The sequence below is a fragment of the Agrobacterium sp. rho-8.1 genome, from assembly GCF_033957725.1.
Taxonomy (GTDB): Bacteria; Pseudomonadota; Alphaproteobacteria; order Rhizobiales; family Rhizobiaceae; genus Agrobacterium.
On the sequence record NZ_CP192789.1, the window covers coordinates 1,553,547 to 1,579,617 of the forward strand.

Consider the following 26,071-nt stretch of genomic DNA (forward strand, 5'->3'; position numbering starts at 1 on the left):
GCATGATGATTTTGCTGACCTTACTCATCGAAAATGTCGGCGCAGGCTCGCTGAGCGAAACCAAATCTTGCGTATCAAACTACCTGCCCAAGGCAATCGCCGATCTACGACGCGAAACATCCCCCGCGCAACGTATTTCAACCTTGCCCTGTCTCTTCCGATTGATCCTGCCTGACCTAGGAAACCCAACGTTGCGGGAATTCTATGAATATTGGGCAGCGTACGTCGCAGTCGGCTACCCCCAGGCCATGTTTCATATAACCGGTAAGCCCAAAAACCGAAATAATAGCTGAGGCTGACATATCCACCGTGTCTAGCACATATCTCGAACACTTCCCGGTAGATGACCCCGCGCATCGCCAGCGTCTTGGCGTCTTCGTGGAGGCGAGACTGCGCGAATTTGTGATCGGAGTGAAGAATAATTGCGCCGGATGTGGCCATGCGAAGCCAGTATTCGTAATCCATGGCTGTCTGCATCGAGACATCAAAGGGGCCTATCCTGTCGACAATCCGTTTACGCCAAAACGATGCGGGCTGGCACACGCAGCAGTCATGCATCAAGCGCTCGAAAGAATAGGGGGCACTGTTATATATGCCGATGACCGCACCTTGGGCGTCGATATAGTCGGCATTGCCATACACCATGTCGCATTCCGGGTGTTCATTGAAGAATTGCACCGCAGCTTCCAAAGCACCGGGCAACAGGATGTCGTCGGAATTTAAGTAGGCAAGAATTTCTCCATCCACGCGCTCCATGCCTTTATTGATGGCATCGGCCTGTCCTTTGTCTCGTTCCGACACCCATTTTATCCGGCCGCCGTAGCTCCTGAGGACTTCCACGGTATCATCCGTCGAGGCGCCATCCATGACCAGGAGCTCGACATTTTTGTAGCTTTGGTTCAGCACGCTATCGATCGACTCGCGGATGAAATGGCCATGATTTCTCGTCGGCATTACGATGCTGACTAGCGGCTCTTTCCGAGCGTATTCAATAGGGTTCTTTGAAACACGCAGCAAGGCGCCCCGCAGCGACTGAGCCGGTTTGACCCAGTCATAGGCTGCGACGCGGAGCTTCGCTTTGTCAGAGAGGCTGGCCCTCAAGCCTTCCTCCGTCGTGATACGTCGCATCAGGTTTGCCATTGCTGCGATGTCTGTGGGATCACACGCAAGGACTGCATCGCCTCCGACTTCAGGCAGTGATGTGGTATTGCTGCAAAGAACGGGTGTTCCGTGATGGAAAGCCTCCAGCAGCGGCATGCCAAAGCCTTCGAAGAGAGAGAAGTAGACCAGCGCTGTCGCTTTGGCAAAAAGTGCTGCCACCTGTCTGTGGGGTAGAAAACCCAGATGGACGATTGGAAGGTCTTCGAACCCCTTCAGACTCTCCTGAAGACCGTCAGGATTACCAGTTAGGACAAGGCCTGTCTTCGGCGGCAGGTCGGGCAACGCAAGTTTGAACGCCTCGAAAAGGCGCCCGTGGTTCTTGTGTGGCCATAGGTTCGCCGGCATGTAGAAGAAGCGTTCGAAGGCTTTGGCTTCTGACGGTAAATCGTCTTCGGTCGGTGTTTCCTGGAGTTCCTCGGGAAGGGCCGCAGGCATAAGGAACACGTCATCTGTCATGGTCCAGGCGTTGCTGACCATCGTATGGCGGGAGTGATCCGTCATCGTTGCGATGGCGCCACCCCGGGACAAAGCGTCAGCAAACGCACGACGACGACTAGCCAGTACATCCTTCGGGAAAAAATCTGGGAAATATTCGTGCTGAATGTCTGGGATCACGAAGACCTGCCGTTGAAGCGGGAATTCAGGATGAGCCTCCTGCGGATATGTCCGTAGGATTGCATCGACACCCAGGTTCGCGCATTGCTCCGACATCTCCGCATAGAATAGCGCTGGATGCTCATCTAGGCGGATATAATCAACATTTGCACCCTTGATTGCCAAAGGAGGCAATCCTGGCCGATGAAAGAAGACGATCTTGTCGTTGGGAAAAAGACGAACCATCTCGCGAAGCACGCCATGAACCCATGGTACGATTCCGCCAGAAACACCAGCAATGAGAGGATATAGATCGACCCCGATAACAATCCTTTGCTTGATTGTAACTTTAGCGTTGTCGGGCGTCTTTTCCTCATCGGTAGAAGGAGCAGATGGCACAGGACTTCCGGCGGCATTCACGCCAAGACGCTGCATGTCGGCCTGGACTTCGTTCCAAAAGTTGAGAAGCGCACCTTGGGTTTGATCGCTGAATAACTCGCTCGACTTCGTCGCACGATGCATATTGTCTAGCCAGTAGCAGAGCGCGCCTGGTGTCATGGGGCGCCCGGTATGACATTCTGCCAACAGACGAAGCTCTTCTACCCTTCGGAACCCACCGGTTGCCGTCAACGTATCGCCCCACTCGCGCGACGCCGCAAGGGATGCCTCAACTGGATGCGGTTTTGAGAGTTTCGCCAGTCGGATCCAGAGGTCCCAGTCAAAGCTCCAGCGCAAACTCTGGTTTAGCCGACCTAGTCGGCGTAGGGATGTCGCGTTCATGAATGTCGACGGCTGGAGTATGTAGTCCAGCCCGCCCAGGAGAGCGTCCTCGTTGTAAAGGACTGGTCCGTCGATGAAGTTGGCGGTCTTGTTACCTCCCTCATCCGTTCTGATCCCATTGCCGAACCAGAAGCTTGCCTGAGGTGAAACGCGGTAGGCTTCCACAATGTGTTCAAAAGCGCTGGGCAGATAGAAATCGTCCGCATTCAGCCACGCAATAATGTCACCTGAGCATCTTGAAAGGCCCTTGTTGATTGCGTTGGCGGCGCCTTCATCGGGTTCGCTGACATATCCTGTCAGCCAATCCTCGTTTTTACGAATGACCTCGAGTGTGTTGTCGCTAGAACCACCATCTATGATGAAATGCTCGACATTGGGCCAGTTCTGGGACCGGACGGAATCGATGCACTCCTGAAGGAAGCGTCCCTGATTCAGAGACGGCGTCACGATAGAAATTCTCGGTGTCGGATTACTGAAGGTCATCTCGGTTTTTTATTTTCCTGCTGCAGTTTGCAGTTCGTGAATCATTTTCGTCAAAGCGTGGATCTGATCAAGCCTAGCCGCGCGATCCGCATCTATGATTTTCACGTGCTCATCAAGGGCCTTGATCCGATTGTCCTGATCGAGAAGTGCCTGAACGAAGCGGCCCTTGGGCGTCTCGATCGACTTTTCGGCGTCTTCTTCCGAGATCATCTCAATTGGTTGCCTGCTGACGACGAAGAACATGTCGTACTGATGGAAGATGGGCGGTTCGAAATGTATAACGCTTGCTCCAAGCCTTTCAAAAAGTGCCGTCGCTGAGCTTTGGGTGAAAAGATACAGATGCTCATCAGATTTGAACTGTTCCATGAACGCGGCATTGGTCTCAACTAAATTAGAGTAGACCATCTCATCTTTAGCTTGAGGGGTCTGAATAAGAAGTATGCCATGAGGTTTGAGCAACCTGAGAGCATGAGACATAGTGCCCACCGGATCAGGCAGATGTTCCAGAACGTCCATCAATGCGACGACATCAAAAGTTCCTACTTCGAGTTCAATGTTCTCTACAGGACCAACTAACATAGGAATATCGAAAGTTTCCTGTGCAAACTCGACAACCCATGGACTCATCTCCATTCCGGAGGCTTCGTAGCCGGCTTGGCGGAGAAGCGCGACAAAGCTCCCATGGGAACAACCAAGTTCCAGAACTTTAGAAGGTGGAGCTTTGTATTTTAGAAGAGTCTTGAGCCAATGCAGATTTCGATCAGTCAGATCGAGCTTTGCTCTCTGAAATATGTTCGGAAATCCGAGATCCTTGTTCTGGTGTTCTAGCCAGTATTTCTTTCCGTAAAAATCTGCTTCATCGTCTGCAACTTTCAACTCGTCATCCGACAAGCCGACAGAGGATATGAGGGTGCCGCAGGCTCCGCACCGAACATACTCTCCACTAAAATCCCGGTGGTCTACGCTGCCGCACCAACACTTCCTGTTATTCATTGCTTTAAGCTCCCTTCTTAATTTGCGTTTCTAATCCTACAACGAGTTTAATCTTGTACTCAGCATTCTTCCTACCAATCGTAGAAGTCTCACAGCCATGTTAACTAAAGTCGGGAAAAGAAAACTCGATACTACCAGGCAAATCAGCAATCCCGTGATGGCTGAGTGCCGAACCTTTGCGGTCTGAAGCCCAGCCTATTGATAGCGATCCCGCTTTGGGCAAGACACACAGATGGATCACACTCGCATCTATTGCTTCATGGGTTAGTTCCGACATCCGGCTGAATGTATCGGGTTCTATTGCTCCCAAACCAATTTCGAACGTGTACTCGCCCAACTGCAAATTTAACGAAATTTCTTGCTTACAGCGCACCACTGTTCCTGCTTTTATCCGGCTTTTTGTTCCAACTCCGTGTTCAACCGAGCTCTTCCCGTGAACAGTTATTCCACGTTCATTATGTAGGACGACACCGCAGGTAGCCATGCCGATATCTTTCAAGATGCGGAATTCTGAAACAAAAACAGCCACCTGTCCCTGTGAAAAGTGATGACAAGGTTCGCCTTGGGTGTCGTACACTGAAAAGCCCAAACATTCCGCCCAGCCATTGCCTACTTGCGTAATGTTAATTGCTGGAGGGAGAGGTGCAGATTCTGACACAGTTATGTCGCTGGCATTCGAAAGATTGGATTGAATACCTTCTGGATTATTAGCGAAAGGTATTGTTGAAAATGATTGCCCTGTTTGATGCAACTGATAATAGCGCTTTGCCGCTTCCGCAGCACCACCGATAAAGTTCATCCTGCCATGGTCGAGCAGGATCGCCCGGTCACAGAACTGCTCGATGTCAGTCATTGCATGTGAGACGAGGAGGACGGCAGCGCCGGACGCCCGGATTTCCTCAAGGCGCGCATAGCACTTCTGACGAAAGAAAACGTCGCCCACCGCCAGAGCCTCATCGATGATGACGATGGAAGCGTTGATGTGAGCCTGCACCGCAAATGCGAGGCGGACAAACATCCCACTGGAATAGGTTTTCACTGGCTGGTCGATAAAATCGCCGATATCGGCAAAAGCCACGATTTCGTCGTAGCTTGCGTCGATCTGCTCGCGGCTGAGGCCCAAGATGCGGGCGTTCAGGAGAACGTTTTCGCGTCCGGTAAAATCGGGATTGAAGCCGCTTCCTAGTTCGAGAAGGGCGGCGACGCGTCCCCTGACCGTAAGATCGCCGGCCGTAGGGGCCAACGTGCCGGCCAAGATTTGCAGCAGCGTGCTTTTACCGCCACCGTTACGCCCGATGATCCCCAAAGTTTCTCCAGGGCGAACCTGGAACGAGATATCGTGTAGCGCCCAGAACTCCCGGTGGTAGGTAGGCGACGGGCCCGAGCGACCAAAAAGGCTGGTCAGTTTTGGCATGACCAGTTGCTTCAGTCGGTCGCGTGGGTTGTCGTATATGTCGTAGCGCTTCCCGACGCCGCGTACATCAATAACGGGCTCGTTAGAGGACATCGGCAAATCCCCGTCTTGTCTTCTGGAACCAAGCGAAGCCTAGATAAAACACGGCGAGGCTTACGACAAGGCTAATGGTCCAGGCGACCCAGTTCAGAGGCGTTCCCCACAGCAACGCGTCCCTAATTTGAAGCACCGGAAGAGTGATCGGGTTTAATGTCAGCAACGACTGATAGGCAGGTGGAAGCGCGCTGATAGGGTAGAAAATCGGTGCTAGAAACAGCGCAACCGTGGTGAGCATGCCGATGACCTGCGCAAAATCGCGGAGATATACGCCAAGCGAAGCGAGAAACCAGCTCAAGCCTAGGGTCATGAGAAGCAATGGCAGCAGGATGATGGGTAAAAGAAGACCTGCGGGATGGACGAACGTCCCGGAAATGATACAAAAGAATATTAAAACGATAAGACTGACCACAAAATTCCCTAGCGCAGATCCCATGGTCATAAGCGGCAGTATTTCCAATGGGAATACGACTTTTTTGACGTAGTTTGCGTTTGCGGCGATTATGGTTGGAGCCCGCATCAGGCATTCTGCGAAAAGCGCGTGTACGATCAGGCCGGAGAAAAGAACGATGGCAAAGTTTACTTGGTTCTCACTACCTGCGCCCCATCTTGCCTTGAAAGCGACACTAAAAACAAAGGTGTAGATTGCAAGCATTAGCAATGGGTTGAAGAGGGACCATGCGAGCCCGAAGACGGATCCCTTATAGCGCGACACGAAATCACGTTTCGTCAGTTCCCAAAGCAGACCTCTGTTGTGGATGAGTGTTTTAACAACAGCGGTCGGGTCGACCGAATGATTTTTCATATAGCACGAAATTCCATCGCTGTGGTTAAACGCCTGGGTGCCCAGGTAGCCGGTTTACACCTGACTATTTTAGCCGTGCACCCCTCTAATATGCGGCTAATAGCTGTTCAGCCTGGCAAAGACAAGCCCTTGCCAAACGCTCATGACTGGACCAGCCCACTCATCCCCGACGCTCATCTGCCGGTATTTGCGAGATTCCAGATCGATCAAGCACGGTTCCCCGTGTCGGCGATCCTCCGATAAAGATCAGCATAAGCGGCTGCCATTTTTTTTGCCGTGAAGTTGTCCAAATAGCGTTGACGAGCGTTTCGCCCAAACCGTTGTGCCAAGTCGTCGTCATCGAACAAACGCGTCATGGCCAGAGCCAAAGAGTCGCTGTTTTCTGGAGGAACGACAAGGCCCGTGCATCCATCGAGATTGACGTAGCTGGTTCCCGTGCCGATTTCGCAGGATATCATCGGCTTACCGCTCATGGCTGCCTCAACCAGAGACAGACCGAACGCTTCCGAGCGGAGATGAGATGGAAAAACGAGACCAATGCTCAGATCCAGGACCGCCATCTTGTCCTCGTCCGTCAGGTTTGCGAGAAAATGCATGTTTTGGAGACCACGCCGCTTCGCTTCCTCGTGTAAATCATCAGTCTGGCCGCCGCCGATGAGCACGACAGGAATGCCGGTCTTTTCCGCAGCGTCCATCAGCACGTGAAGTCCCTTGTAATAACGGAAGACGCCAATGAAGACTAGAAAGCGGGGAGGGAGCTTGGATCTCCATCTTTCTTGACGTTGCTGGTCAATTGTCGGGTAGCTGGCTTCGTCAAGCCCGAGTGGAATGATCTCGACTTTGGAACGGAATTTTTGGAGTGTAGCACTCGAATTCACATAATTCGGCGATGTGGCGACGATGCTGTTCGTGCTGGCGAGGAACCGACACATGAGGGGTTCGTAGAGACGTAATAATGTCTTCTGCTTAACCACGTCCGAGTGGTAGGTGACGACAGAGGGCATTCGATGAAAACTTGAAAGATGTATGACGTCCATCAAGGGCCAAGGAAAGTGAAAGTGAACCACATCGACTTCGCGGCTGAGTTCTCGAAATCGGCTAAATGCGGAGCGAGAAAAACCTGTCGAAGCAAACTCGAAATCAAGCTTGGCCTTGTGCGCGTAATGTCCACCAAAAGGGCGCGAGTTTTCTTTTGGCTGCGCGCTAAGAGAGAGCACCTCGGACTTGATTCCATGGCTCTCTACTCCCTGACAGATTGCGGCGATAGTCCGCTCGACACCACCGAACGTGTCAGGCCAATATGTTTTAAAAAAATGCAAAATTTTCATGCAGTAAAGCCGTAGTAGGAGAGGATTCAAAGCCGAAGTGCAACAAAACGACCAATTCGTTAGGCGATATGACCAACGCTTTTATCCGCCGCATTCGATAACACAACTATTTCTTCGTGTTTTGTATCGCGAATTCGGCTTTGCAAAAACGTTGATTAAAAAGCTTTACTGTCTTCGAGAAGGCAGCAAAAAGTAGGACTCAGAAATTTGCGCAAATTATGATTTTGATTCATCTGTGAGTGGAGCATCTTTTCGTCCGCTGCCCGCGCCTAATACGGCATTGAGCAGGCCATCACACTTGGACCTCAAAAGGAAATGGCCGATGCGTTGAGCCGGGTAATCGGCTAATTAATTCACGAATAGTCTTGTCAGCTTTCGCATGGTGTCGGTTGCGTGATGCCATCTGGTTTTGCCAGGCTTAAATTTTTGTCAGCCGGTTTCAAACATGCTTTATAATCGTAATCCGTCACAGCATTCGAGAATACCATTTGTGCGGGCGCAGAGCGCATTTCAATTTTTACTCGTTCTTAAGATATTAAACCAACGCTCGACATCCGGCGGGTGTGACTCCTATCTGAGCAAAAAAGAGGATGATGACGTGTCGCCCAAGTTTTCGATTATCACACCGTCTCTTAATCAGGGGCGATTTCTGAAGAAGTGCCTCGCGTCTGTACAGCTCCAAAATTGGCCGGATTTGGAACACTTCGTCATTGATGGTGGCTCTCAGGATGAGACCATTCAGATATTAACAGAAAGCAGGTCCCAGCTGACGGCTTATGTTAGCGAACCTGATAGCGGAGCGGCAGACGCAATCAACAAAGGCCTCGCCATGGCTACTGGTGATATCGTTGCTTGGATAAATGCCGACGACTACTACTCAGCCGGAGCCTTTGAGAAAATTGCAGAAGCGTGGCGCTCTGAACCCGACGCTCCATTCTGGTTTGGCAACGGCGAGCGTGTGGACGAAGCTGGAAACTTCAAGTCACCCTTCAATGATCATCCTATTCTCTATGACCGCCGAGCACTCATCGAGGGCACCGATTATATCCTTCAGCCCTCTACGTTCATGAGTGGTAAGGTGTTGCGACAGATCGGTGGGCTAAATACGGCGTTACGCTGGTCTTTCGACTGGGAACTCTTTATCCGCCTAGCTGAGCAGGGGCAGCCCGTGGCCCTGAACGATTCTCTGTCTTCCACTCGGGAGTGGGGCGAGACCCTCACTGCGACGGGCAGCCTGAAAAGGATTGAAGAGATCCGGGTGATGATCGAACGATGGAGCGGTAAGCCCCTCACTTATGGAACTCTCTGCTACCACTTCGACGCGACACTCAAAGAGATGCAAAATCGTCCGGAAGACTTCTCCGCGCGCGCGGTTCAGTCTGTTGAAAATGCCTGGAGAGCCATACAGCAAGACATGATGGATAACCTGCCGGTCGACGCCGGAGGCATGCCAAAGCATCAGGAGAAGGAGAAGACAGACGAGGGGACGCCTACTCCAGGTATTTTCACTCGGGCTGCTCGGCAAGGGTTGCGTCTAGCTAATCGTCTCCGCGAAAGGTGACAGTATTAATAATAACATTCATAGACGTTGATTTGAGCCCTTCAAACTGGTCCGCCTCAGCCACTGCCCGTTCTTTGAATTCATCGGACCAATGACGCCGACACCGCCTCGGCGCGCCTTCAAGCCGTTCGGCAACGACCTCGATCATATGGAAGTTTATGGTTCCAGAACTAGGCGCAGACATAGAAGCCCACAGCTTGTAAATCATCTGTCCGCAATACCACGGGACACGATGATCCTGCTTTGCCAAGGTTTCCGTCCAGCACGGTCGAGTAAGCTGCGCTATTACGCCGATCGAGAGTTCACATGAGACCTTGACGCGCCTTGAACGATGAAAACGTCGATCTGTCACATTCCCCAATCAGGATCGGTAACACCATCCTGCACAGCAGCGCCGATGGCAGGCGGCGTATCGCAAAAGCCTATCAAAAAAGCCCGCTTGCGGCTTGCTACCATTCTCCTTTATCACGTCGATGCCCGTCCGCAGATCATCGCCTGCCTTGGGTAATCCGATCTTCACCGGGATACCGTGGCATTGCTTTTGTCTGCTGGATATTGACGGCAATGGAAATTCGGGTGAACGAGCACAATCTGCGGGACTGGTAGAGGTTGAGCGACGTAGTCCGCCAGATTATCTGCTTGCTGCCGGTCCTGCTGTTGACGGTCCATTAACGGCCCGGACCGACTCCTCGCCTATGTTGCCATGTCAGAAAACTACTCGCTCGTGTCCTGTGGCCTTGAGAACCGGACGCCGACGCCACCACCGTTTTCTGGGATGAACTCGAGGCCCGCCTGTTCGAATGCAAGGCGGATTGCGTTGAGTGTAGTTGCGTGACTACCCTTCCCAGATTCAATACGGGTCACTGTAGCTGCGGTCACTTCTGCGCGAGAGGCAAGGTCACGCACTCCCCATTTTAATGCCGCACGCGCCATCCGAACTTGGTTTCCTGTTATCAATTTATAACCTTGACATAAAATATTAACGAAGTCAGACTTGAGATCGTTACCTTGTGGTCGAAGCGGTGCTTGCAACACCTGCTTCGACCTGACCACAACCCTAGCTGTCTGGAGCTTAGATCATGGCTGATTCTGAGAATAGCAGAACTTTGTCTACAAATTCGCGCGGAAAAAAAAGATCAACGAGCGGCGCATCCAAAAAAATACCGGATGTGATCAATCGCCGAAACCTTCTGCCCGTTGCGGCACGCGTTTTGGAAGAACGCCTTGCGGAGATTCCCCGGCGCACAGTAAGCGGTCCAACCCGCGTGTGCGAACTTTGGCCTGACTGGTGGGACCTTTATCAACAGCGCCTTAGCGCCACTACGCTTCGTAAAAATCTCGAACAGAAATTGCTTGATGAGGTTGGTGGGCGTCCTGAGGCCAAGATCGATGTTTCCGGGGAACTTGAGCCTCGGATCGTGTCTTCGTTGAAGCAAGTTAGTGCGTTGACAAGCCTTGTCGGAAAAGAGCCGGTCACACAGGCAAGGGCTCTATTGCGTCAACGTCAACGGGAATGGAAAAAGGCCGATGAGCGGATCGGCTACAGCGCAGCGCTCTTTGCAGAACAGGAAACCAAAAGACTAGAAGGAATTGCGGGCCGCGTCCTTCTTGTCATGCAACCGTACCATCTCATCGAGATCGCCGCCAAGCTCCATTGCCTGTTCGTCATGAAAAACCCGGATCTGAAACTGGAGCAAGATCCATGGCCGCATCTGCGCATGATGCTGAAGGAAATCATTCAGCCACGTTTCATGCCCTCCGAACCGCCTTCCGTGCTGTCCCGTTATCCCGGGAGCAAGGCGCCGTTTCAGCAGCTTGAAGCACTGATGTCTTGAATATCTGTGATCGAGCGACCCGCTTTGAATGTTTGTCCTCTTCAGTCCGCAAGGTCTATAATCATTCATTTTGCCCATGGTGAAGCGGTCGTCAGGCATGAAGCGAACGCTCTCATCACCAAGGGCTGTAGAGGGTATAGGCATGGGTGCGTAGCGCAGCAATCACAGTGTCCAACATGGCGTCTCCCTAGGCTCAAATGTTATGGAGACTGCTGCGTGTGATTAAGCGTACAGAAATGACCGCATCAAAGTGATAATTAACAAGGCGTTATCATGCGTCTTGGCGTCGGGACCTCCTGCCGATTTACAATCCTGGAAACCGTTTGAGCGAGAATGCTGCAATTCTTAAGTGGGCCTTTGTACCGCTGCTTTTACCTCGGATCGGCAGCGCTCTCCACGTGCAGGACAGGTCAAACGCCCAGATTTTTACTGCAGATCTGCACATTGCAACCGCCGGCCCCGTGCCTAGTCTTGTGCCATCTATGGACGGCACGAATGACACAGCATGACTGCAACCGTTGTCGCTTTTGAACGATGACGACAACGTGTCGACAGAGATCGTAGATGGTTTCATTGCGGGCATGTTGAAGATTGAGCCTCAACGCAATGGCCAGGACTCCGGCGATCGCGAGTGTGAGTGCATTGGCGTGCACCACATCGCTGTGCCCTTGAGGTCAACATCTCCCAAAAGCAACCAACCGGAAAGGCAACGAGGATGCGCAAACCCATGGCACAGCGGATCGCTGAGCTTGAAGAGCAGAAGAAGTCACTGATGGCGCGTCTTAACAGACAGGAAAGGGCGCGCGACACACGCCGTAAAATTCTGATGGGCTCATTCATCCTGGACCATCTAGCGCATTCCGACGACACAGACTTCATGCGGCACCTGAACGCATGGCTGCGCCAAAACCTGCCCGATTTTTTGACGCGCGATAACGACAAGGATCTGTTCAACGATATTCTTCGATGGAACGCGCCACCCGCCTCACCATTGCCCGACGGTTTCGACACGGGGCGTCAGGAATGACAAGCTCAAGATTGTTTAAAGCGCTTATCAGCGCTCCCGTAATCGCCGTGCTATCGATCCTTTTTGGTCTGGCACTCTCGACGCTCCTGATTATGACCAATGGTCTCATCCATCTGATTGGCGGATTCGAGCACGGGCAGATCAGTTGTCTTGTGACGTTCATCGCAAAGTATGTTCCAGTCGTGTTCAGCGCATTTGGTTTCCTGTCGGCCTTCACCACGCGAGAGCAGTTCGGTACGGTGTTTGGTTCCGCCCGTTGGGCGAATGGCAAAGATCTGCAAAAGCTTTCGGCGCCAGAGACGGGGCTTTTGATCGGCCGCGATCCCATGACCAACACCCTGTTGCGCTACGCCGGACCGGCACATCTCTTGACCATGGCGCCGACGCGAACCGGCAAGGGTGTGGGCACGATCATTCCCAATCTTTTAACCGCACAACGATCCGTCATTTGCATCGATCCGAAGGGCGAGAATGCGAAGATCACTCTACGTGCACGTCAACGTTTTGGGCCTGTGCATATCCTCGATCCCTTCGCTGTGACGGGCAGGCGGTCTAGCGCCCTCAATCCACTCGACATGCTTGATCCTGCAGGATCTGATCTTTCCGAGGATGCCAACACGCTGGCCGATGCTCTCGTCTTTGACGAGCCTGGCATGTCAGGCGATGCGCACTGGAACGAGGAGGCCAAGGCGCTGATCGCCGGCCTGATCCTCAACATCGTCGTCGTTGAAGCACCTGACCGCAGACATCTTGGCACCTTGCGCGACCATCTCACTTTGGCACCTGAACGCTTTGTCACTCTTTTAAAAAAGATGCAGGACACCGACGGTGCAGATGGCCTGATCGCGCGCGCGGCCAATCGTCATCTGGGCAAATCTGATCGCGAGGCGACGGGCGTTCTATCGGCTGCGCAACGCCACACGCATTTCCTCGACAGCGCGCGCATGTCTGCCGTTTTGAAGAGATCGGATTTCCGGTTTGGCGATCTGAAGAACCACATCGCAACGGTGTTTCTGGTGCTGCCGCCAGATCGTCTTTCCACCTATTCGCGGTGGCTGCGTTTGCTGATCACGCAAAGCCTGACCGATATGGCGAGGTCCTCATCTGAACTTTCCCAATCTTCTCAGCCGGTGCTTTATCTCCTCGACGAATTCGCCGCTCTCGGACATCTGGATCCGGTGGCGCGAGCCATGGGCCTGATGGCTGGCTACGGCGTGCAGCTCTGGCCGATCCTCCAGGATGTCCATCAACTGCGCGCGCTCTACGGCAAACGTGCCGGCACGTTTTTCTCCAACGCCGCTGTGTTGCAGCTGTTCGGTGTCAACGATATTGAGACGGCAGAACTGATCGCACGCACCATCGGCAAAACAGATACGCGCTACACCACGCAGTCGTGGAGTGAAGGCAAGACCTCGTCGTCGGAGCATGTTTCGGGGCGCGATCTCATCAACGCAGACGAGATCATGCGGCTACCACCGGACACGATGATCCTGCTACGGCAGGGCCAGCGCCCAGCATGTGTCAGGAAGCTTCGGTACTATGTCGATCCAGAGTTTAGAGGAGACTTTGACGCGCCATGACCGATGAAACCGTCGGTCTGTCGCGAACCTTACTGCAAACCGGTGATATGATCCTGCAAACGAGCCCTGATGACACGAGGCGTATTGCGGAGTCCTACAGGATGCGCAGTTGCTGGTTGCCGCGATTCCCCTGGATGACGGTGACGCGCGGCCACGGATCGAGGCATGCTTTGAATGGTCCGACATTCATAAGGCTGCAGATGACATTGCCTGTTTAGGTCGGATGCTGACGGCAATCCAGCGTAGGTTACTCCACTCGACGGTTGTCATCTGTCGGGCAAACTGGAGAGCTCTCCGACATTCCCGTACCAGCCGACGAGACGGGGCATACGGGAGATTTGGACTGGTTCGTTGAACAAGTGACGATGGTACAGAACCATGTGGAAGCCGCCGATCTCGCCGCCTTGCAGGGCGCGCAGGGTGGTTCGGCTGACGCCCGACCAAAATCATGATTGGCTTCAAACGCGACACAGACAGCGTCGTGATAGAGTATGGAAAGGGGATGCTCGCGGATTTCGAGTGATGGATCGTCAAATCGAGAAGTAGCGACGATCCGCTCGACATTGGTCCAGAGGAACAGGCTTATGCGCTGATGGCGCGTTCAGCCGGCGTGCGAATGGCAGATACCCATCTTTTTAGAACTCGGAAGGGAAATCCCCTTTTTGCAACCCGACGCGTCGACCGTACATCAGATGGCCGCCTGCATATGTAGACTGCCAGCGGCCTTCTCAACGCCAGCCATCGTACAGCTTCGGTGAATTATGAGACGTGGCACAAGCTGGTCTTCTTGATGACGCGTGACAGCGAGGACGTGCTGCAAATGTTCCGGCGAATGGTTTTCAACATCTATGCCCGCAACCGCGACGACCATGCAAAAAAATCACGCCCTGCTGATGGACGCCGCCGGCGCTTGGCGGTTGTCGCCCGCCTATGATCTGACCTTCTCTTTGGGCCCAGGTGGCGAACATAGTGCGGATATGGCGGGGGAGGGGAGGGGAGGGTGCCGAACATATCGCACATGCTGAAGGTCGCAGCGTTCGCATCGATCAAGCCGAGCGTCGCAAAGATTATCATTGATGAGGTCCGCAGTGCGATCGCCAGTTGGCCGACATTTGCTGACGAAGCTGGTCTGTCGGCGTTGCGCCGATCTGAACTGGATCGTCTTCTTAACAGCCGCTAACGTCGTCAGCGGCCACGGAGCATCACGTAGGAATGTTTACAGCAAATGGGCTGGATCTTCCGAACCCCTATCGGGCGATAGGGTTCTTCAAAATGGCGTTGTTCGCGGGTGTATAAGCTCCTTGAGCATTGTTCGCAATTGGCGCCATGGTTCATCTTCACGTTTAAGATCAGGATCCTGCATGACAAGAAGGCAATGAAGCTTGGCCGCGACCTCGACCAGATAGAAGGTTGGCATCACCAGAAGGACACGTCCGGCGATCCCCTCCAACTTCTTGACGTCCTGCTCTTCGGTCAGCGCCGCACTGTACCCGATCCTTTCATCGGCTTTTTTCCACTCGCGCCGACGCTGACGGAGCAAAATCCTCAACCGTGCAGTTTGCTCGGGTCCAATCCGGAATGCCAGCGATCTTATCTCTTCGAATGAAGTGACTACGGTGGGTTCAACGTGTCCGGTGATTTCAATTTCGACTGCGGGACGGCTGCCTACCTCTGTCAGTAATTTGTGCTCGAGCATCTTCCGGTGGCGGCTAGCGTGCAAACGATTTTGGTAAAGATCCCACCAGTCGGGCCATATCTCGCAAACACGCGCTGGACCACTCGCTGTGCGAGGAGGAATGTCTGGTATCCGCTCCTGTAAAACACGCGCTGCTACGGGAATAAGGTTTCGGCGATTGATCACATACGGGATTTTTTTAGGTTTTCTGCCCAACGCACTATTTTTTCTGCGCGAAATTTTGGGCAAAGTTCTGCTATTCTCAGAATCAGCCATGATCCAAGCTCCAGATAGCTAGGTTTTGGTTAGGCCGAGCAGGGCGGTTGCACGCTTTGCTTGGCCGTCTGCAATGATGCAAGACATGTACATTCTAACGAGAAAACACGGCGGATCAATAAAATTCGCCTACGATAGGCGATTTTAATGTTACCAGTTCAGTGCCGAATGGCGCGTGCCGCCCTTGGCTTAAAGATCGCCGAACTCGCTGAACTGGCAAAAATGTCCACCAACACGATCGTCCGTTTTGAAACGGGCAAAGATCTCAAGCAGTCAACAATCGACGAACTCCGCTTGGTGTTGGAGGATGCCGGAATTATATTCATTTCCGAAAACGGCAATGGTCCTGGTATCCGTTTGAAAAAACCTGCGATACGAAATGAATGACGCTTGGCGGGCATCACGCAACGCAGTCGCTCCCGGTCTGAACGAACGTGGTCCCACGTCGTGCTTTAGGCTCCAGACTCAATTAATCCACCATGTAATGATAGCGGCGATGTAGCATGTTGCCGCGAAGTTGATCATGAGCTTGTCGTATCGTGTTGCAACACGCCTCCAATCCTTGAGACGGCAGAATGTGCGCTCGATGATGTTTCGTCGTCTGTAGGCGATCGGGTCGAAGGGCTTGATCCGCTTTCGGGTTGGATTGTTTGGAATGACAGGTTCAGTACCGCGCGTTGTCAGGAAGTCGCGCAAAGCGTCGCTGTCGTAAGCCGTATCTGCGGCGCAGAGCCGCGTCGGTGGCAAAGGTTCGAGCAGCGGAACGGCAACGGGTGCGTCCCCGCGTTGCCCAGGCGTTATTCGCAACGCGACTGGACGGCCGCAACCATCGACAACAGCATGGATTTTTATCGATCTGCCGCCTCGCGAGCGACCGATGGCTTCGGCATCTGCCCCCCTTTTCCGCCAGCGGCTGAACGGTGTGCTTTTGCGGTGGTGCTGTCGATCATGTGGATATCCCGATCGGTGGTTTGCACCAAGGCTTCAAACAGTCTCCGCCATATCCCTTTTGCAGACCAGCGATGGAAGCGATTGTAGACGGTTGTTGAGGGGCCGTAGCAGGCCGGACAATCCTGCCATCGGCAGCCGGATCGCAAGACGTGAATGATCCCGCTTATGATCCGGCGATCATCGGTGCGATGAGCGCCAGGCTGGTTGGTGGGAAGCATTGGCGCAATCACTGCCCATTGGTGGTCATCAAGCCAAAATTCTCCGGCCATGGTCAAGCACTCCCGCTTTTGCGGCAAGTGAATCATGTAGAGATAATATAATCAATAGATTGATTGGGTTTCGACCCTAGAGCGCCGGAGGGCCCCCAGTGGTATTGTCCCGGCGCGCTACAGCGCCGGAACCGCTTTTATTCTGGCTCAGGGAATCGTGGGCTTTGGTGGGGTCAGCATTTTCAAGATACTTTTTAAAATCTTGCGCAGTTTTCGCCAATCGGGAAGGTCGCCTTAGTTCATCCAACCTGTCTTACGGCGCTCATTACCTAACAAGCCGTCGAGGAAAAATTTCGCAGATGCAGTAGCGCGCTCCTGCGTAACCACTCCGCGCCTACGCGCCATAACGTCACGCACCGACGAAGCCCAAAGTCGCAACGTTGTATCGATCAATGGATCCATCATCCATAACCTCTGAAGCAAGAAGACCTATAGATTCAAAACCTGTAAAAATACGCAACCGTAATGTTAGAACTCGTCCCACTGCTCCGGCTTCATGGCCAGATTGCCGCGGCTGACAGGCATCGACGCTGCTTTCGCCTGACGCTGCGGTGCGGGCGCTGGTCGTCTCTGGCTGGCAGTCGGAGACGCGCTTTCCGAACCCGTCCGGAACCGTGCAATCAGTTGGGCCAACTGCTGGCTTTCGTCGGCAAGACCTACGCTGGCTGCGTTCATCTCTTCAACCATGGCCGCATTCTGCTGGGTTGCCTGGTCCATGTGGTTCACGGCTGTGTTGACTTCAGAGAGACCGGTTGCCTGCTCCTGCGCAGCAACGGTGATGGCATCCATGTGCTGGTTGATGTCTTCAACGATGCGAGCAATCTGCTGCAAGCCTTCACCCGTATCGCCAACAAGCTTCACGCCTTCGGTCACCGCCACACCTGAATTGCTGATCAGGCCCTTGATTTCCTTGGCCGCTTTTGCAGAGCGTTGCGCAAGCTCGCGCACTTCCTGCGCAACGACAGCAAAGCCCTTGCCCGCCTCGCCAGCACGTGCGGCTTCAACGCCTGCATTGAGCGCGAGAAGGTTGGTCTGAAACGCGATTTCATCGATAACGCTGATGATCTGCGTGATCTGCTGTGCTGAGTGCTCGATGCGCTCCATGGCTGCTACGGCATTGTTGACAACGATGCTGGAGCTTTCAGCATGCTGACGCGCCGTCCGCACCAGCGTTCTCGCTTCTGTGGAACGCTTGGACGTGGCCTGCACGTTGGAAGTAATCTCTTCCAGCGCTGCCGCCGTTTCTTCGAGAGATGCAGCCTGCTGTTCCGTGCGCTTGGAGAGATCGTCCGAGGCCTGAGATATCTCACCGCTGCCATTGGCAACCCCCAGACCAACGGTGCCGACTGATACCAGCACGCTACGAAGCTGTTGAACGGAGCTGTTGAAATCGTGGCGCAGAGGCTCGAACTGGCGATCGAACGCCTCGTTAATTTCGCAGGTCAGGTCGCAGGTTGCCAGGCGGCGCAGAGCTGCAGCCAGAGAACCGGTCGCAGCGCCCAAACGTTGTTCGGCTTCCTGCTCGGCGCGCTGCTGAACGTCCGCCTCGTTGTTGCGCGCCGCAATGCGGGCTTCTTCCGCACTCTTTTCGATCTCTATCTTGGAAATCGCCGATTGACGCATGATTTCAACGGCACCGGCCATCTCGCCAATCTCATCCTTGCGGTTGGCATCGGGAACCGCAACGTCAAGCTTGCCGCCAGCAATGGAAAGCATGACGCGCGACAGATGCGTGATAGGCCGCGAAACGCCCAGAATAATCCAGACGGCCAGACTGCCCAGGATCACGATGCTGATGGCGATGAAACCTCCAGCAATGAGAGATGAGCGCGAATAGGCCGCGTCTGCCGCCGTGGCAGATGCCGCGGCACCGGCATCATTCAGCTTGATCACTTCGCCAAGCGCGCCAAAGGCATCCACCAGAGGCTGTCTTGCGGGCGCTATGGCGGCAACGGCGCCTGCCTTGTCTCCGGCCTGCACGGCGTCGGCAATCTTCTGGCGCGCTTGCAGGTAAGCGGCCCATTTCTGCTCGAATGTCGCCCAGCTTTTGCGCTCGGCATCGGATGTCAAAGTCTCGCGCAGGTCGGCATAAGCCTTGGGAATACTTGCATTCATCTCGGCGAATTCGTCGTTGAGACCTTTAATCTCCGCCGGATCCACCGCAATAGCCGTCCGAATGGTTGTGGTGTGGTAACGAAGTAGAGTAAACTGCACATTGTCCAGCTTAACAACCCTTGGCATCCAGACTTGTTTGGTGTCTGAAGCAGCCGTGTAAACTTTAGACATCTGGCTGTAGCTCATCACGCCAAGACCAATAATAAGAATGAGAGCTGAAGCCGCCATGATCATCAGGCGAGCTGGAATGCGAAGGGACATGTTTGAGGCCTTTGGCTGGTCGGCAAATGTTAAACTTCAAGAATCCTAGCGATCATTATTTAATATTTGGTAATGTAGTTTTACATTATTACGAAGCACTGTTCCCGCGATGTCGTTGCGATGGGAATTCGAGAATAGGCGGTCTATAGAGCGGACTGGTTCAGCAACCGCATCCTTTGGCGCGAGGCTATGCTATCGGGCATAGACAGCGCACTTGCACTGTTTTCTGAAAACCTTGTTTCGGTCTTGCAAAGGTGCGTATTTCGATCGCGACGACGAAGAAAGCGCCCCGCGCTCGCATTTCGGGCTGGGCGATGTTTCCTTCCTTTGCTGAGCGGTTCGGTCACACGCAAAATAAAATGAAAGCCATTGCGAATTTCCGCCGCTACCAGGGTTAACGTAATAGGTGCGACGGGCATTTTCATGAGCATGAGCCTGACGACAGATATCATTGGTAAGCTTGTTCGAGATGCCAACCGCGCGCAGCGCCTCGATGCGTCCCATCAGCGCCACATGCTGCAGTGCGCCGTGGCAACGATAGAGGATTTGCGCGAAGCCGCAGGCATACCCAAAGGCCCTGGCCACGATACCGATGGAGATATCAAGACAACCGCATCACCGGCAGGACAGGGCTTGGCTGGTGATGCACAGCTACGGGAAACGTTTTTGCTTGCCGCCGGAATGATCAGAGACCTGCACATCGTCCTGGACAGCGGCACAAAGGTGTCCCTCGTCTAAAACCAGAAACGACACGCCGCCGCCTCAAGCATCCTTCTCGTCTTCCGCCAACATAGTAGCCCGCAGCGCATCGTTCATTCGCTCCTGCCAGCCGGAGCCATTTTCCTGAAAGTGCGCGAGAACATCGCTGTCTATCTTCAAGCTCACCAGCTCTTTTGTCCCGGGAATAGCCCGTTTCTCCACGGCAGGTGTCGCGACCTTCTTTGGAGCAGAAAACAACGCTTCAGCTGCGTCTCGTGGGTTTCGCGGTCTGCGGGGTGCCATGGTGTGCTTTCTAACTTAGTGAGTACGTAAACCGGCGAGTCGCAGGCGTTTGCGTTCTGGTTAGTATTGTCTGGCGGATGCTTCTCGGCAAGGCGGTTCTTTTTACGATAGTTGGGGGCGGGCGAAGGGGGTAGATCGGAGGTCCTAGGTGTCTAGGCCCGGCATTTGATGGATTGGATTGAAGACGAAACGATTGGGCTCGATTATCGACTGTTTGCAGATGAACTCGGATCGCATGAGGCCCTTCAGGGTCTTGAGACGGCGGCCGACATTATATGCGGCGACGAATGTTTCGAGATGGGTTCGGAGGCGCTGGTGGTCGTCGTGGTGGAAGCGCTTGACCGTTGCCGCATCCGCTCGACCTGACCATTGGTCCAAGGGTGCCTGGGCTTTATCAGCCGATTTTCGATGCCGTGAACCTGACAAGCCCGGTCGAAGGGATGACCGCGCCACATAGCGGTTAGGCCTGTTTGGTTTTTCGGAACGTGGACGAACTGGATGCCATTATCGGTCAGGACGATCTCAATCTTGTATGGAACAGTGGCTACCAGCGCATCGAGGAAGGCTCGCGCCGTGGCCGTGGTGGCCTTGTCGGCGAGTTGGATGGAGGTGAACGTCGACGTGCGGTCGATCCCACCGTACAGATACAGCTTGCCTTCCGCCGTCTGGACAGAAAGCGGCGGGCCGGAGATAGGCGAGCCGATGAGGCGGAGTTTCGGCTCGAGACTGATCTGCATGGGGATCGCGGGGGCTGGTCACGTCGATAAGTCCTATCTCCCGTTGGGATTCACGGCGACGTTCAGAGCCCCGATGGCAGCCGTGCAGGATGTTGGATCGTAGGATCGCTAGTGGCCAAGGGCACACCTCGACGCTGTCTTCCGTGTCACGTTTTTACGACAGATTGCAGTGCGGACTTCAGATAACGCTCCGTAAGCGCATTGCCGCTCTGCTGGGCGAGGGTGATCGCTGCGGAAATATGGCCTTCGATCCCAGCCTTTGTCTCTTGGATTTGTAGGTCGTCGGCAGGCATCACTATCCCGGAGTAGGTGACTGGCAATCCGTTTTCATCGCGTGAACAGGAACCGATGCTGACGAGGGACTTGTACTGTCCGCTGGGACACCGGATGCGATAAGGCGAAACCGCAGTCGGTCCCCCCAGCAAAACATTATGGATGCGCTCGGCCAGACGCGCGCGATCTTCTTCAACGATAAGCGAAAGGATGTATTCCACCGCGACCCCTTTGATAAGGTCGTCGTCGTTTATCTCGTAAAACTCCGCGAAGTTCTTGTCGGCGGTAATGATATTCTCAGGGATCGACCACGTGTAAAACGCCACTTTGCGCATAAGACGGTTTAATAGGTTGGCTTCTCCAATGTCTACTGCATACAGCCTCACGTCGTGGCGCGTGTCCCAATTCACACGGACAAAAGCTAGAACCTGCGAATCCAGAAAACAAGGCAAGAGAGCAAAAGTTGACGCTTTTATTCGAATTCTCTAATAAGGGCTTATCGATTTTTTGCTTGTTGCACTTCGGTTGCCGCGATTTCACGATGTCTTGACGAACTTTTCTTTCAAACTATCGTTACACTCCTCGCGTGGCTGAGGCCCCGCGCTCATATAACGACGCATTGAAAGGGTCCATCATGACCACAGGCACAGTAAAATGGTTTAACGCCACCAAGGGCTTCGGCTTCATCCAGCCGGACAACGGCGGCGAAGACGCCTTCGTCCATATCTCGGCAGTCGAGCGCGCCGGAATGCGCGAAATCGTCGAAGGACAGAAGCTGAGCTACGAGCTTGAGCGTGACAAGAAGTCGGGCAAGATGTCGGCGACGAACCTTCAGTCGGCTTGATTTTTAACTGCTCCCGCCTTGACCACGGATGTACTGGCATCGCAGGGAGAGAGTTTTTGGAAGGCCGGACAAGCGTCCGGCCTTTTTCAGTTTACATGCATCGATAGAGGTCTTGATGTCCCAAAGCTAATCCCGCGAAGATGCAGAACTCGCGTTCATCGATGTGCAATCCCAGTTTTTCGGCCGTGGGAATGCAGTTGAAGAGATCGACCACGTGAGCAGATCGCGTGAGGAAAAAACCTCACGCCCGCGTGAAGCGAGGCTCGCGAAAGAGGAAGAAAACCGTTTGATAGCGGTAACCAACCCCTCAGTCAAAAATCGCAAAAAGGCCTGAGTTATGACGATAGACGGCGGCTTCGATCATTGAGAATGGTGGCCCGACGAGATTTGTGCGGTGCTCAAAACGGGTAGGCGGCGCTGTGGATATCGTGGCAATGTTTGCCGCTTGCGTCCTATTTGGTCATATCAAAGCTCTCTCTTAACAGCGCCATGACCATTTCCGTTGGTACGGACCCATCCAGTCGCGCGGTGAGCCAATGCTCCTTGTTCATATGATACGCCGGGCGAAATCCGTCTTCGTTGGTGAGGTCAGCCACTTTCGCCACGTGACATTTCACGTCGAGAATGTCGATCTCATCGTCACCCTCAATACCGATCTTGTTCAACGGGACGTTCATGACAAGGCCAAACCACTTGCCATCATTCGAATGCCGAAGGACTGCGTAGGCGGGGAATTTAGCAAAAGGATAATCGGGCTTAACGCCGAACTCGTTTTCTGCGAAATCGAAAATCTCCTGACGACTGACCAATTTCAATTTCCTTTTTGGTGGTGGGCTCTCGTGCTTTTGTTCTACCAATCAGAACTATCGTGTGAAGTCCGCCACGATCTTGCCCGGCCTATGGCCTGTACGATTTCGCTCGATCGCCGAGGCGAGGTCCTCGAAACCGACGATTTCGGCAACGGTGGATTTCAGTCTGCCATCAGCCACCTGTTGGGCAATAGCGGCAAGGCGGGCAGTATCCGGCTTATTTGATAGAAAGACACCTCTGCGCGCTTCCGGCGCGCGAGAAACCACGTCCGGTGCGGCGATACTTACCAGCAGGCCACCCGGAGAAAGAAGCGCCCAGCTCTGGTCGAGGGCCTTGCCGCCAACCGTATCGACAACGAAGTCGATTTGACCCGCGAGGTGCTCGAGGGTTTGAGTGCGGTAATCGATGACCTCGTCTGCCCCCAGACTCAGCACATGCTGAAGGCTGTTGGTGGAAGCCGTGCCATAGACGAACGCTCCCGCTGTCTTGGCAAACTGGACGGCGAAGCCGCCGACGCCGCCCGCGGCACCCTGGATCAGTACCCGCCGTCCAGACAGGTCGAAGTCCACTGCCTGAATGACGTGCCAAGCCGTCATGGCGGCTACGGGGATGGCGGCAGCCTCGATGTCGGATAGTCTTTCCGGTGTCAAAACGAGTTTTTGGGCATCGACTACCAGAAAGTCGGTGTAGGCTCCGACCCCACCAAGGGCTGCCAAGACCCGATCTCCAGTCTTGACCTCTGTGACCCCATGGCCCGTCCGCAATACCACCCCGGCGATCTCGATGCCGAGCGTCGCGGGAAGGGTCAGGTTGAAACGCTCACGCAAAATTGCCTTCACGAATCTTCCAGTCGATGCCATTCACCGCTGCGGCCTTCACCGCCACCAGCACCTCGCCTGGACCTGGCTCGGACACGGCGACATTGTCAACGGTCAGGGTCTCGGGTCCGCCATAGGCTTGCAGCCGCAAAGCACGGGAAATGTTCGTCTGTTCACTGTAATTGCTTTTTTCGGACGTTGCAGTTTGGTCCATGGGCGTATCTCCTGGCGAGGCACCGCCGCAGTAGGCGGCCCCGCAATTGCGTCTGTTTTTCTCAAAAAATGGCGCAGTCTTATGCGATTATTGAATGATCATCGCCCAATCTCAGGGAATGAGCTGCTGGTCGCGTGCCCATCGCGTAATCGCGTCGCGGGCTGTCGGAGCCTCTCCGAAGAAGCGCTCCTGCTTGGCCGTGTTCGAGACATACAGCCCCGTCTTGAAGAACAGGAACATCTGGATCAAATCAAAGCCAAGCTCAGAGAACAGCTTGACTGGGCGCGACGCTGCCCGAAGAATCCACCAGGGGATGATCTTGATCTTCAGACGCTTGTTGATCACGCCTGAGATAATGTCTGCCAGTTCCTGCTGATTTCTCGGTCCATCGCTCCAGCCGACATCGATCGTCTCGTTGACGATATCAGAACCCCGGTATGTTGCCGCCTTGGCAAGATAGACGGCAAGGTCATCCGTCAGCACATACGACCATCGAGTGGTCTTGTCCCCCATACCCTGGAACTTGCCGCCTTTGACGGCCTTCGCGATGTAGTCCGATGTCTGGTCGAGAAAAGACGGTGCACGAATAAACACAAAGGGAAGACCTGACTTCTTGATCAAATCTTCCGCGACCTTCTTGGCATGGAAGTGAGGAACCTTCGAAGCGGCTTCGCTGCCCACGATGCTGAGAAAGACAAATCTTCCGACCTTCGCCCGGGCCGCTGCCTTGATGAGGTTCCTGTTCCCCTGGAAGTCGGTATCGAGGCTTCCCTTCATGTAACCGTTCGCCGAGCTGACGACGACATCGACACCCTGCAGAGCACGATCCAGCGACGCTGGGTCCATCATGTCGCCGCGTACCCATTCGATGCTGCCGGAGCCGTCGGAAGGAGCGCCCTGACGCGACATGGCGACGACGGTGGCGTTCTCGTCTCCTGCGAGATTGCGCAGAATTTTAGCTCCAAGAAATCCGGTCGCGCCAACGACCAGGACTTTGAGTTTGGCCTCTGCGTCAGAGCTGTCCGACGCGATTGCAGAGCCGAGGCTTATCGGTGTCTGTGATTGGGTCATGTCAAATCTCCCCACGCAAGTCGGCATTGGTCGAGGTGTCGAGGGCAGGGTAGTCCGTGTAGCCCGCGGTTCCGCCACCGTAATAGGTTTTGGGGTCTGCCTCGTTCATCTCGGCATTCGCCTTCAACCGCTCGACAAAGTCCGGATTGGCAAGCACCATCTGACCGTAGGCTTCCAGGTCGGCGAGCCCCGACGCGACATCCATGCCGATCTGGTCACGCGGACGACCGGGGCGATTGATGATCAGGGACTGATGCCAGAGCTTGCGGATATCGGCGGCCAGAGCCTCGTTGCCAAGATGCATGATGTGCAGGTAGGCAAGGCCGAGTTTGTCGAGTTCAGCAACAAGGTAGCGGTAGAGATCGGGTCCTTCCGCACCTTCGTCGATCCCCCATATCGTTGCGCCGGGGGACAGGCGGATCGCTGTGCGGTCTGCACCGATTTCCGCGGCAATCGCCGAAGCCACTTCCATGGCAAAGCGAGCACGGTTTTGGAGGGAGCCGCCATACTCGTCCGTGCGGGCGTTAGCGCTTGGCGCTATGAATTGCTGAACGAGGTAGGCGTTCGCTCCGTGGATTTCGACACCGTCGGCGCCTGCTTCAATGGCGGCGCGGGCGGCCTTGCGGAAATCATCCACGGTTTGGTTCACTTCGTCCGTAGAGAGCGCCCGTGGTGTCGGAATGTCCTGCATACCAGTCATGGTGAACATGCCTGTTCCCGGAGCAATCGCCGACGGTGCCACCCCCTGACGATGATGCGGCGTGTTGTCCGGATGGTTCATACGTCCCGCATGCATGAGCTGAATAAAGACTTTCCCACCTTTTTCGTGGACGGCGGACGTGATCTTCCGCCAGCCAGCGATATGAGCGGGCGTGTAGATACCAGGTGTCATCAGATATCCCTGGCCGTCACCAGATAGCTGAGTGCCTTCCGTGACGATGAGACCGACGCTGGCACGCTGCTCGTAATACTCTACGGCCAGTTCGCTCGGTGTGCCGTCGTATGTGGCACGGCTTCGGGTCATCGGGGCCATGACAAGGCGGTTAGACACTGCATTGCGACCGACATGGGCGGGCGTGAATAGTGGGTTCATGTGAA

At 54.3% G+C, this 26,071-nt stretch carries 23 protein-coding genes and 3 pseudogenes; 9 read left to right on the forward strand and 17 right to left on the reverse strand.

Annotated features, from left to right (window positions below; genetic code table 11):
* Positions 1-24 precede the first annotated feature (24 nt).
* The 5 genes from RMR21_RS21960 to RMR21_RS21980 all read right to left on the reverse strand — a co-directional run bounded on the left by RMR21_RS21960 (position 25) and on the right by RMR21_RS21980 (position 7,654).
* On the reverse strand, positions 25-3,018 hold the full coding sequence (locus RMR21_RS21960; protein ID WP_498671525.1) for a glycosyltransferase: 2,994 nt from the start codon (positions 3,016-3,018) through the stop codon (positions 25-27).
* 9 nt (positions 3,019-3,027) lie between these two features.
* On the reverse strand, positions 3,028-3,894 hold the full coding sequence (locus tag RMR21_RS21965) for a class I SAM-dependent methyltransferase (RefSeq protein WP_498671526.1): 867 nt from the start codon (positions 3,892-3,894) through the stop codon (positions 3,028-3,030).
* Between the two features lie 217 nt (positions 3,895-4,111).
* Positions 4,112-5,518 carry an ABC transporter ATP-binding protein gene (locus RMR21_RS21970; protein WP_498671527.1) on the reverse strand — a complete coding sequence of 469 codons (1,407 nt, stop codon included), beginning with the start codon at positions 5,516-5,518 and terminating at the stop codon, positions 4,112-4,114.
* The gene (locus RMR21_RS21975; RefSeq protein ID WP_498671528.1) at positions 5,508-6,326 is read right to left on the reverse strand and encodes an ABC transporter permease; all 819 of its coding nucleotides are present in this window, start codon (positions 6,324-6,326) and stop codon (positions 5,508-5,510) included. Before RMR21_RS21975 ends, RMR21_RS21970 begins: the two co-directional genes overlap by 11 nt.
* Positions 6,327-6,532: 206 nt before the next feature.
* On the reverse strand, positions 6,533-7,654 hold the full coding sequence (locus RMR21_RS21980) for a glycosyltransferase (RefSeq protein ID WP_498671529.1): 1,122 nt from the start codon (positions 7,652-7,654) through the stop codon (positions 6,533-6,535).
* 445 nt (positions 7,655-8,099) lie between these two features.
* Between RMR21_RS21980 and RMR21_RS21985 the strand changes: the two genes are divergently transcribed.
* The 6 genes and pseudogenes from RMR21_RS21985 (at position 8,100) to RMR21_RS22010 (ending at position 14,837) form a co-directional block, all read left to right on the forward strand.
* Positions 8,100-9,215: a glycosyltransferase family 2 protein gene (locus RMR21_RS21985; RefSeq protein ID WP_498671530.1), complete on the forward strand. Its 1,116-nt coding sequence runs from the start codon at positions 8,100-8,102 to the stop codon at positions 9,213-9,215.
* 1,079 nt (positions 9,216-10,294) lie between these two features.
* Positions 10,295-11,050, forward strand: a complete 756-nt coding sequence (locus RMR21_RS21990) for a hypothetical protein (protein WP_498671531.1) — start codon at positions 10,295-10,297, stop codon at positions 11,048-11,050.
* A 727-nt stretch (positions 11,051-11,777) separates the two neighbouring features.
* Positions 11,778-12,077: a mobilization protein gene (locus tag RMR21_RS21995; RefSeq protein WP_498671532.1), complete on the forward strand. Its 300-nt coding sequence runs from the start codon at positions 11,778-11,780 to the stop codon at positions 12,075-12,077.
* Positions 12,074-13,657: a type IV secretory system conjugative DNA transfer family protein gene (locus tag RMR21_RS22000; protein ID WP_498671533.1), complete on the forward strand. Its 1,584-nt coding sequence runs from the start codon at positions 12,074-12,076 to the stop codon at positions 13,655-13,657. The genes RMR21_RS21995 and RMR21_RS22000 overlap by 4 nt, the downstream gene beginning before the upstream one ends.
* A 562-nt stretch (positions 13,658-14,219) precedes the next feature.
* Positions 14,220-14,591 (forward strand): annotated as a pseudogene (locus RMR21_RS22005) (HipA domain-containing protein).
* A 66-nt stretch (positions 14,592-14,657) separates the two neighbouring features.
* Positions 14,658-14,837, forward strand: coding sequence for a hypothetical protein (locus RMR21_RS22010; RefSeq protein WP_498671534.1), 180 nt, complete (start codon positions 14,658-14,660; stop codon positions 14,835-14,837).
* A gap of 87 nt (positions 14,838-14,924) precedes the next feature.
* Here the strand turns inward: RMR21_RS22010 and RMR21_RS22015 are convergent, their stop codons facing one another.
* Positions 14,925-15,608: a hypothetical protein gene (locus RMR21_RS22015; protein WP_498671535.1), complete on the reverse strand. Its 684-nt coding sequence runs from the start codon at positions 15,606-15,608 to the stop codon at positions 14,925-14,927.
* A 168-nt stretch (positions 15,609-15,776) separates the two neighbouring features.
* On the opposite strand from RMR21_RS22015, the gene RMR21_RS22020 reads away from it, so the two are divergent.
* Positions 15,777-15,995, forward strand: coding sequence for a helix-turn-helix domain-containing protein (locus RMR21_RS22020; protein ID WP_498671536.1), 219 nt, complete (start codon positions 15,777-15,779; stop codon positions 15,993-15,995).
* Positions 15,996-16,073: 78 nt separating this feature from the next.
* Here the strand turns inward: RMR21_RS22020 and RMR21_RS22025 are convergent.
* The 3 genes and pseudogenes from RMR21_RS22025 to RMR21_RS22035 form a co-directional block, all read right to left on the reverse strand.
* Positions 16,074-16,828 (reverse strand): IS5 family transposase gene (locus tag RMR21_RS22025; protein WP_498671537.1). Its coding sequence is split into 2 segments (ribosomal slippage): positions 16,074-16,498 and positions 16,498-16,828, totalling 756 coding nucleotides; the frame shifts between segments, so codons are not numbered across the junction.
* A 240-nt stretch (positions 16,829-17,068) separates the two neighbouring features.
* Positions 17,069-17,251 (reverse strand): annotated as a pseudogene (locus tag RMR21_RS22030) (IS701 family transposase); the annotation flags it as partial.
* Between the two features lie 45 nt (positions 17,252-17,296).
* Positions 17,297-19,204, reverse strand: a complete 1,908-nt coding sequence (locus RMR21_RS22035; protein WP_498671538.1) for a HAMP domain-containing methyl-accepting chemotaxis protein — start codon at positions 19,202-19,204, stop codon at positions 17,297-17,299.
* Positions 19,205-19,627: 423 nt separating this feature from the next.
* Between RMR21_RS22035 and RMR21_RS22040 the strand changes: the two genes are divergently transcribed.
* Positions 19,628-19,942: a hypothetical protein gene (locus RMR21_RS22040; RefSeq protein WP_498671539.1), complete on the forward strand. Its 315-nt coding sequence runs from the start codon at positions 19,628-19,630 to the stop codon at positions 19,940-19,942.
* Positions 19,943-19,966: 24 nt separating this feature from the next.
* On the opposite strand, the gene RMR21_RS22045 is transcribed toward RMR21_RS22040, so the two are convergent.
* The 3 genes and pseudogenes from RMR21_RS22045 to RMR21_RS22055 form a co-directional block, all read right to left on the reverse strand.
* A complete protein-coding gene (locus RMR21_RS22045; protein WP_498671540.1) occupies positions 19,967-20,206 on the reverse strand; it encodes a BrnA antitoxin family protein in 240 nt (79 codons plus the stop codon).
* Positions 20,207-20,350: 144 nt separating this feature from the next.
* Positions 20,351-20,877, reverse strand: a pseudogene (locus RMR21_RS22050) (integrase core domain-containing protein); the annotation flags it as partial.
* Positions 20,878-21,089: 212 nt separating this feature from the next.
* Entirely contained in the window at positions 21,090-21,602 is a 513-nt protein-coding gene (locus RMR21_RS22055) for a PAS domain-containing protein (protein WP_498671541.1), read from the reverse strand.
* A 248-nt stretch (positions 21,603-21,850) separates the two neighbouring features.
* On the opposite strand from RMR21_RS22055, the gene RMR21_RS22060 reads away from it, so the two are divergent.
* Complete coding sequence (locus RMR21_RS22060) at positions 21,851-22,060, forward strand: cold-shock protein (RefSeq protein ID WP_077104650.1); 210 nt, start codon at positions 21,851-21,853, stop codon at positions 22,058-22,060.
* A gap of 452 nt (positions 22,061-22,512) precedes the next feature.
* Here the strand turns inward: RMR21_RS22060 and RMR21_RS22065 are convergent, their stop codons facing one another.
* From RMR21_RS22065 to RMR21_RS22085, 5 genes are all read right to left on the reverse strand, one after another.
* Positions 22,513-22,869 (reverse strand): MmcQ/YjbR family DNA-binding protein, encoded by a 357-nt coding sequence (locus tag RMR21_RS22065; protein WP_498671542.1) that lies wholly within the window; start codon positions 22,867-22,869, stop codon positions 22,513-22,515.
* Between the two features lie 54 nt (positions 22,870-22,923).
* Complete coding sequence (locus tag RMR21_RS22070; protein ID WP_498671543.1) at positions 22,924-23,709, reverse strand: NADP-dependent oxidoreductase; 786 nt, start codon at positions 23,707-23,709, stop codon at positions 22,924-22,926.
* Positions 23,690-23,902, reverse strand: a complete 213-nt coding sequence (locus tag RMR21_RS22075; RefSeq protein ID WP_498671544.1) for a hypothetical protein — start codon at positions 23,900-23,902, stop codon at positions 23,690-23,692. Before RMR21_RS22075 ends, RMR21_RS22070 begins: the two co-directional genes overlap by 20 nt.
* A 111-nt stretch (positions 23,903-24,013) precedes the next feature.
* On the reverse strand, positions 24,014-24,973 hold the full coding sequence (locus RMR21_RS22080) for an SDR family oxidoreductase (protein WP_498671545.1): 960 nt from the start codon (positions 24,971-24,973) through the stop codon (positions 24,014-24,016).
* Position 24,974: 1 nt separating this feature from the next.
* Positions 24,975-26,066 (reverse strand): alkene reductase, encoded by a 1,092-nt coding sequence (locus RMR21_RS22085; RefSeq protein WP_498671546.1) that lies wholly within the window; start codon positions 26,064-26,066, stop codon positions 24,975-24,977.
* Positions 26,067-26,071 lie beyond the last annotated feature (5 nt).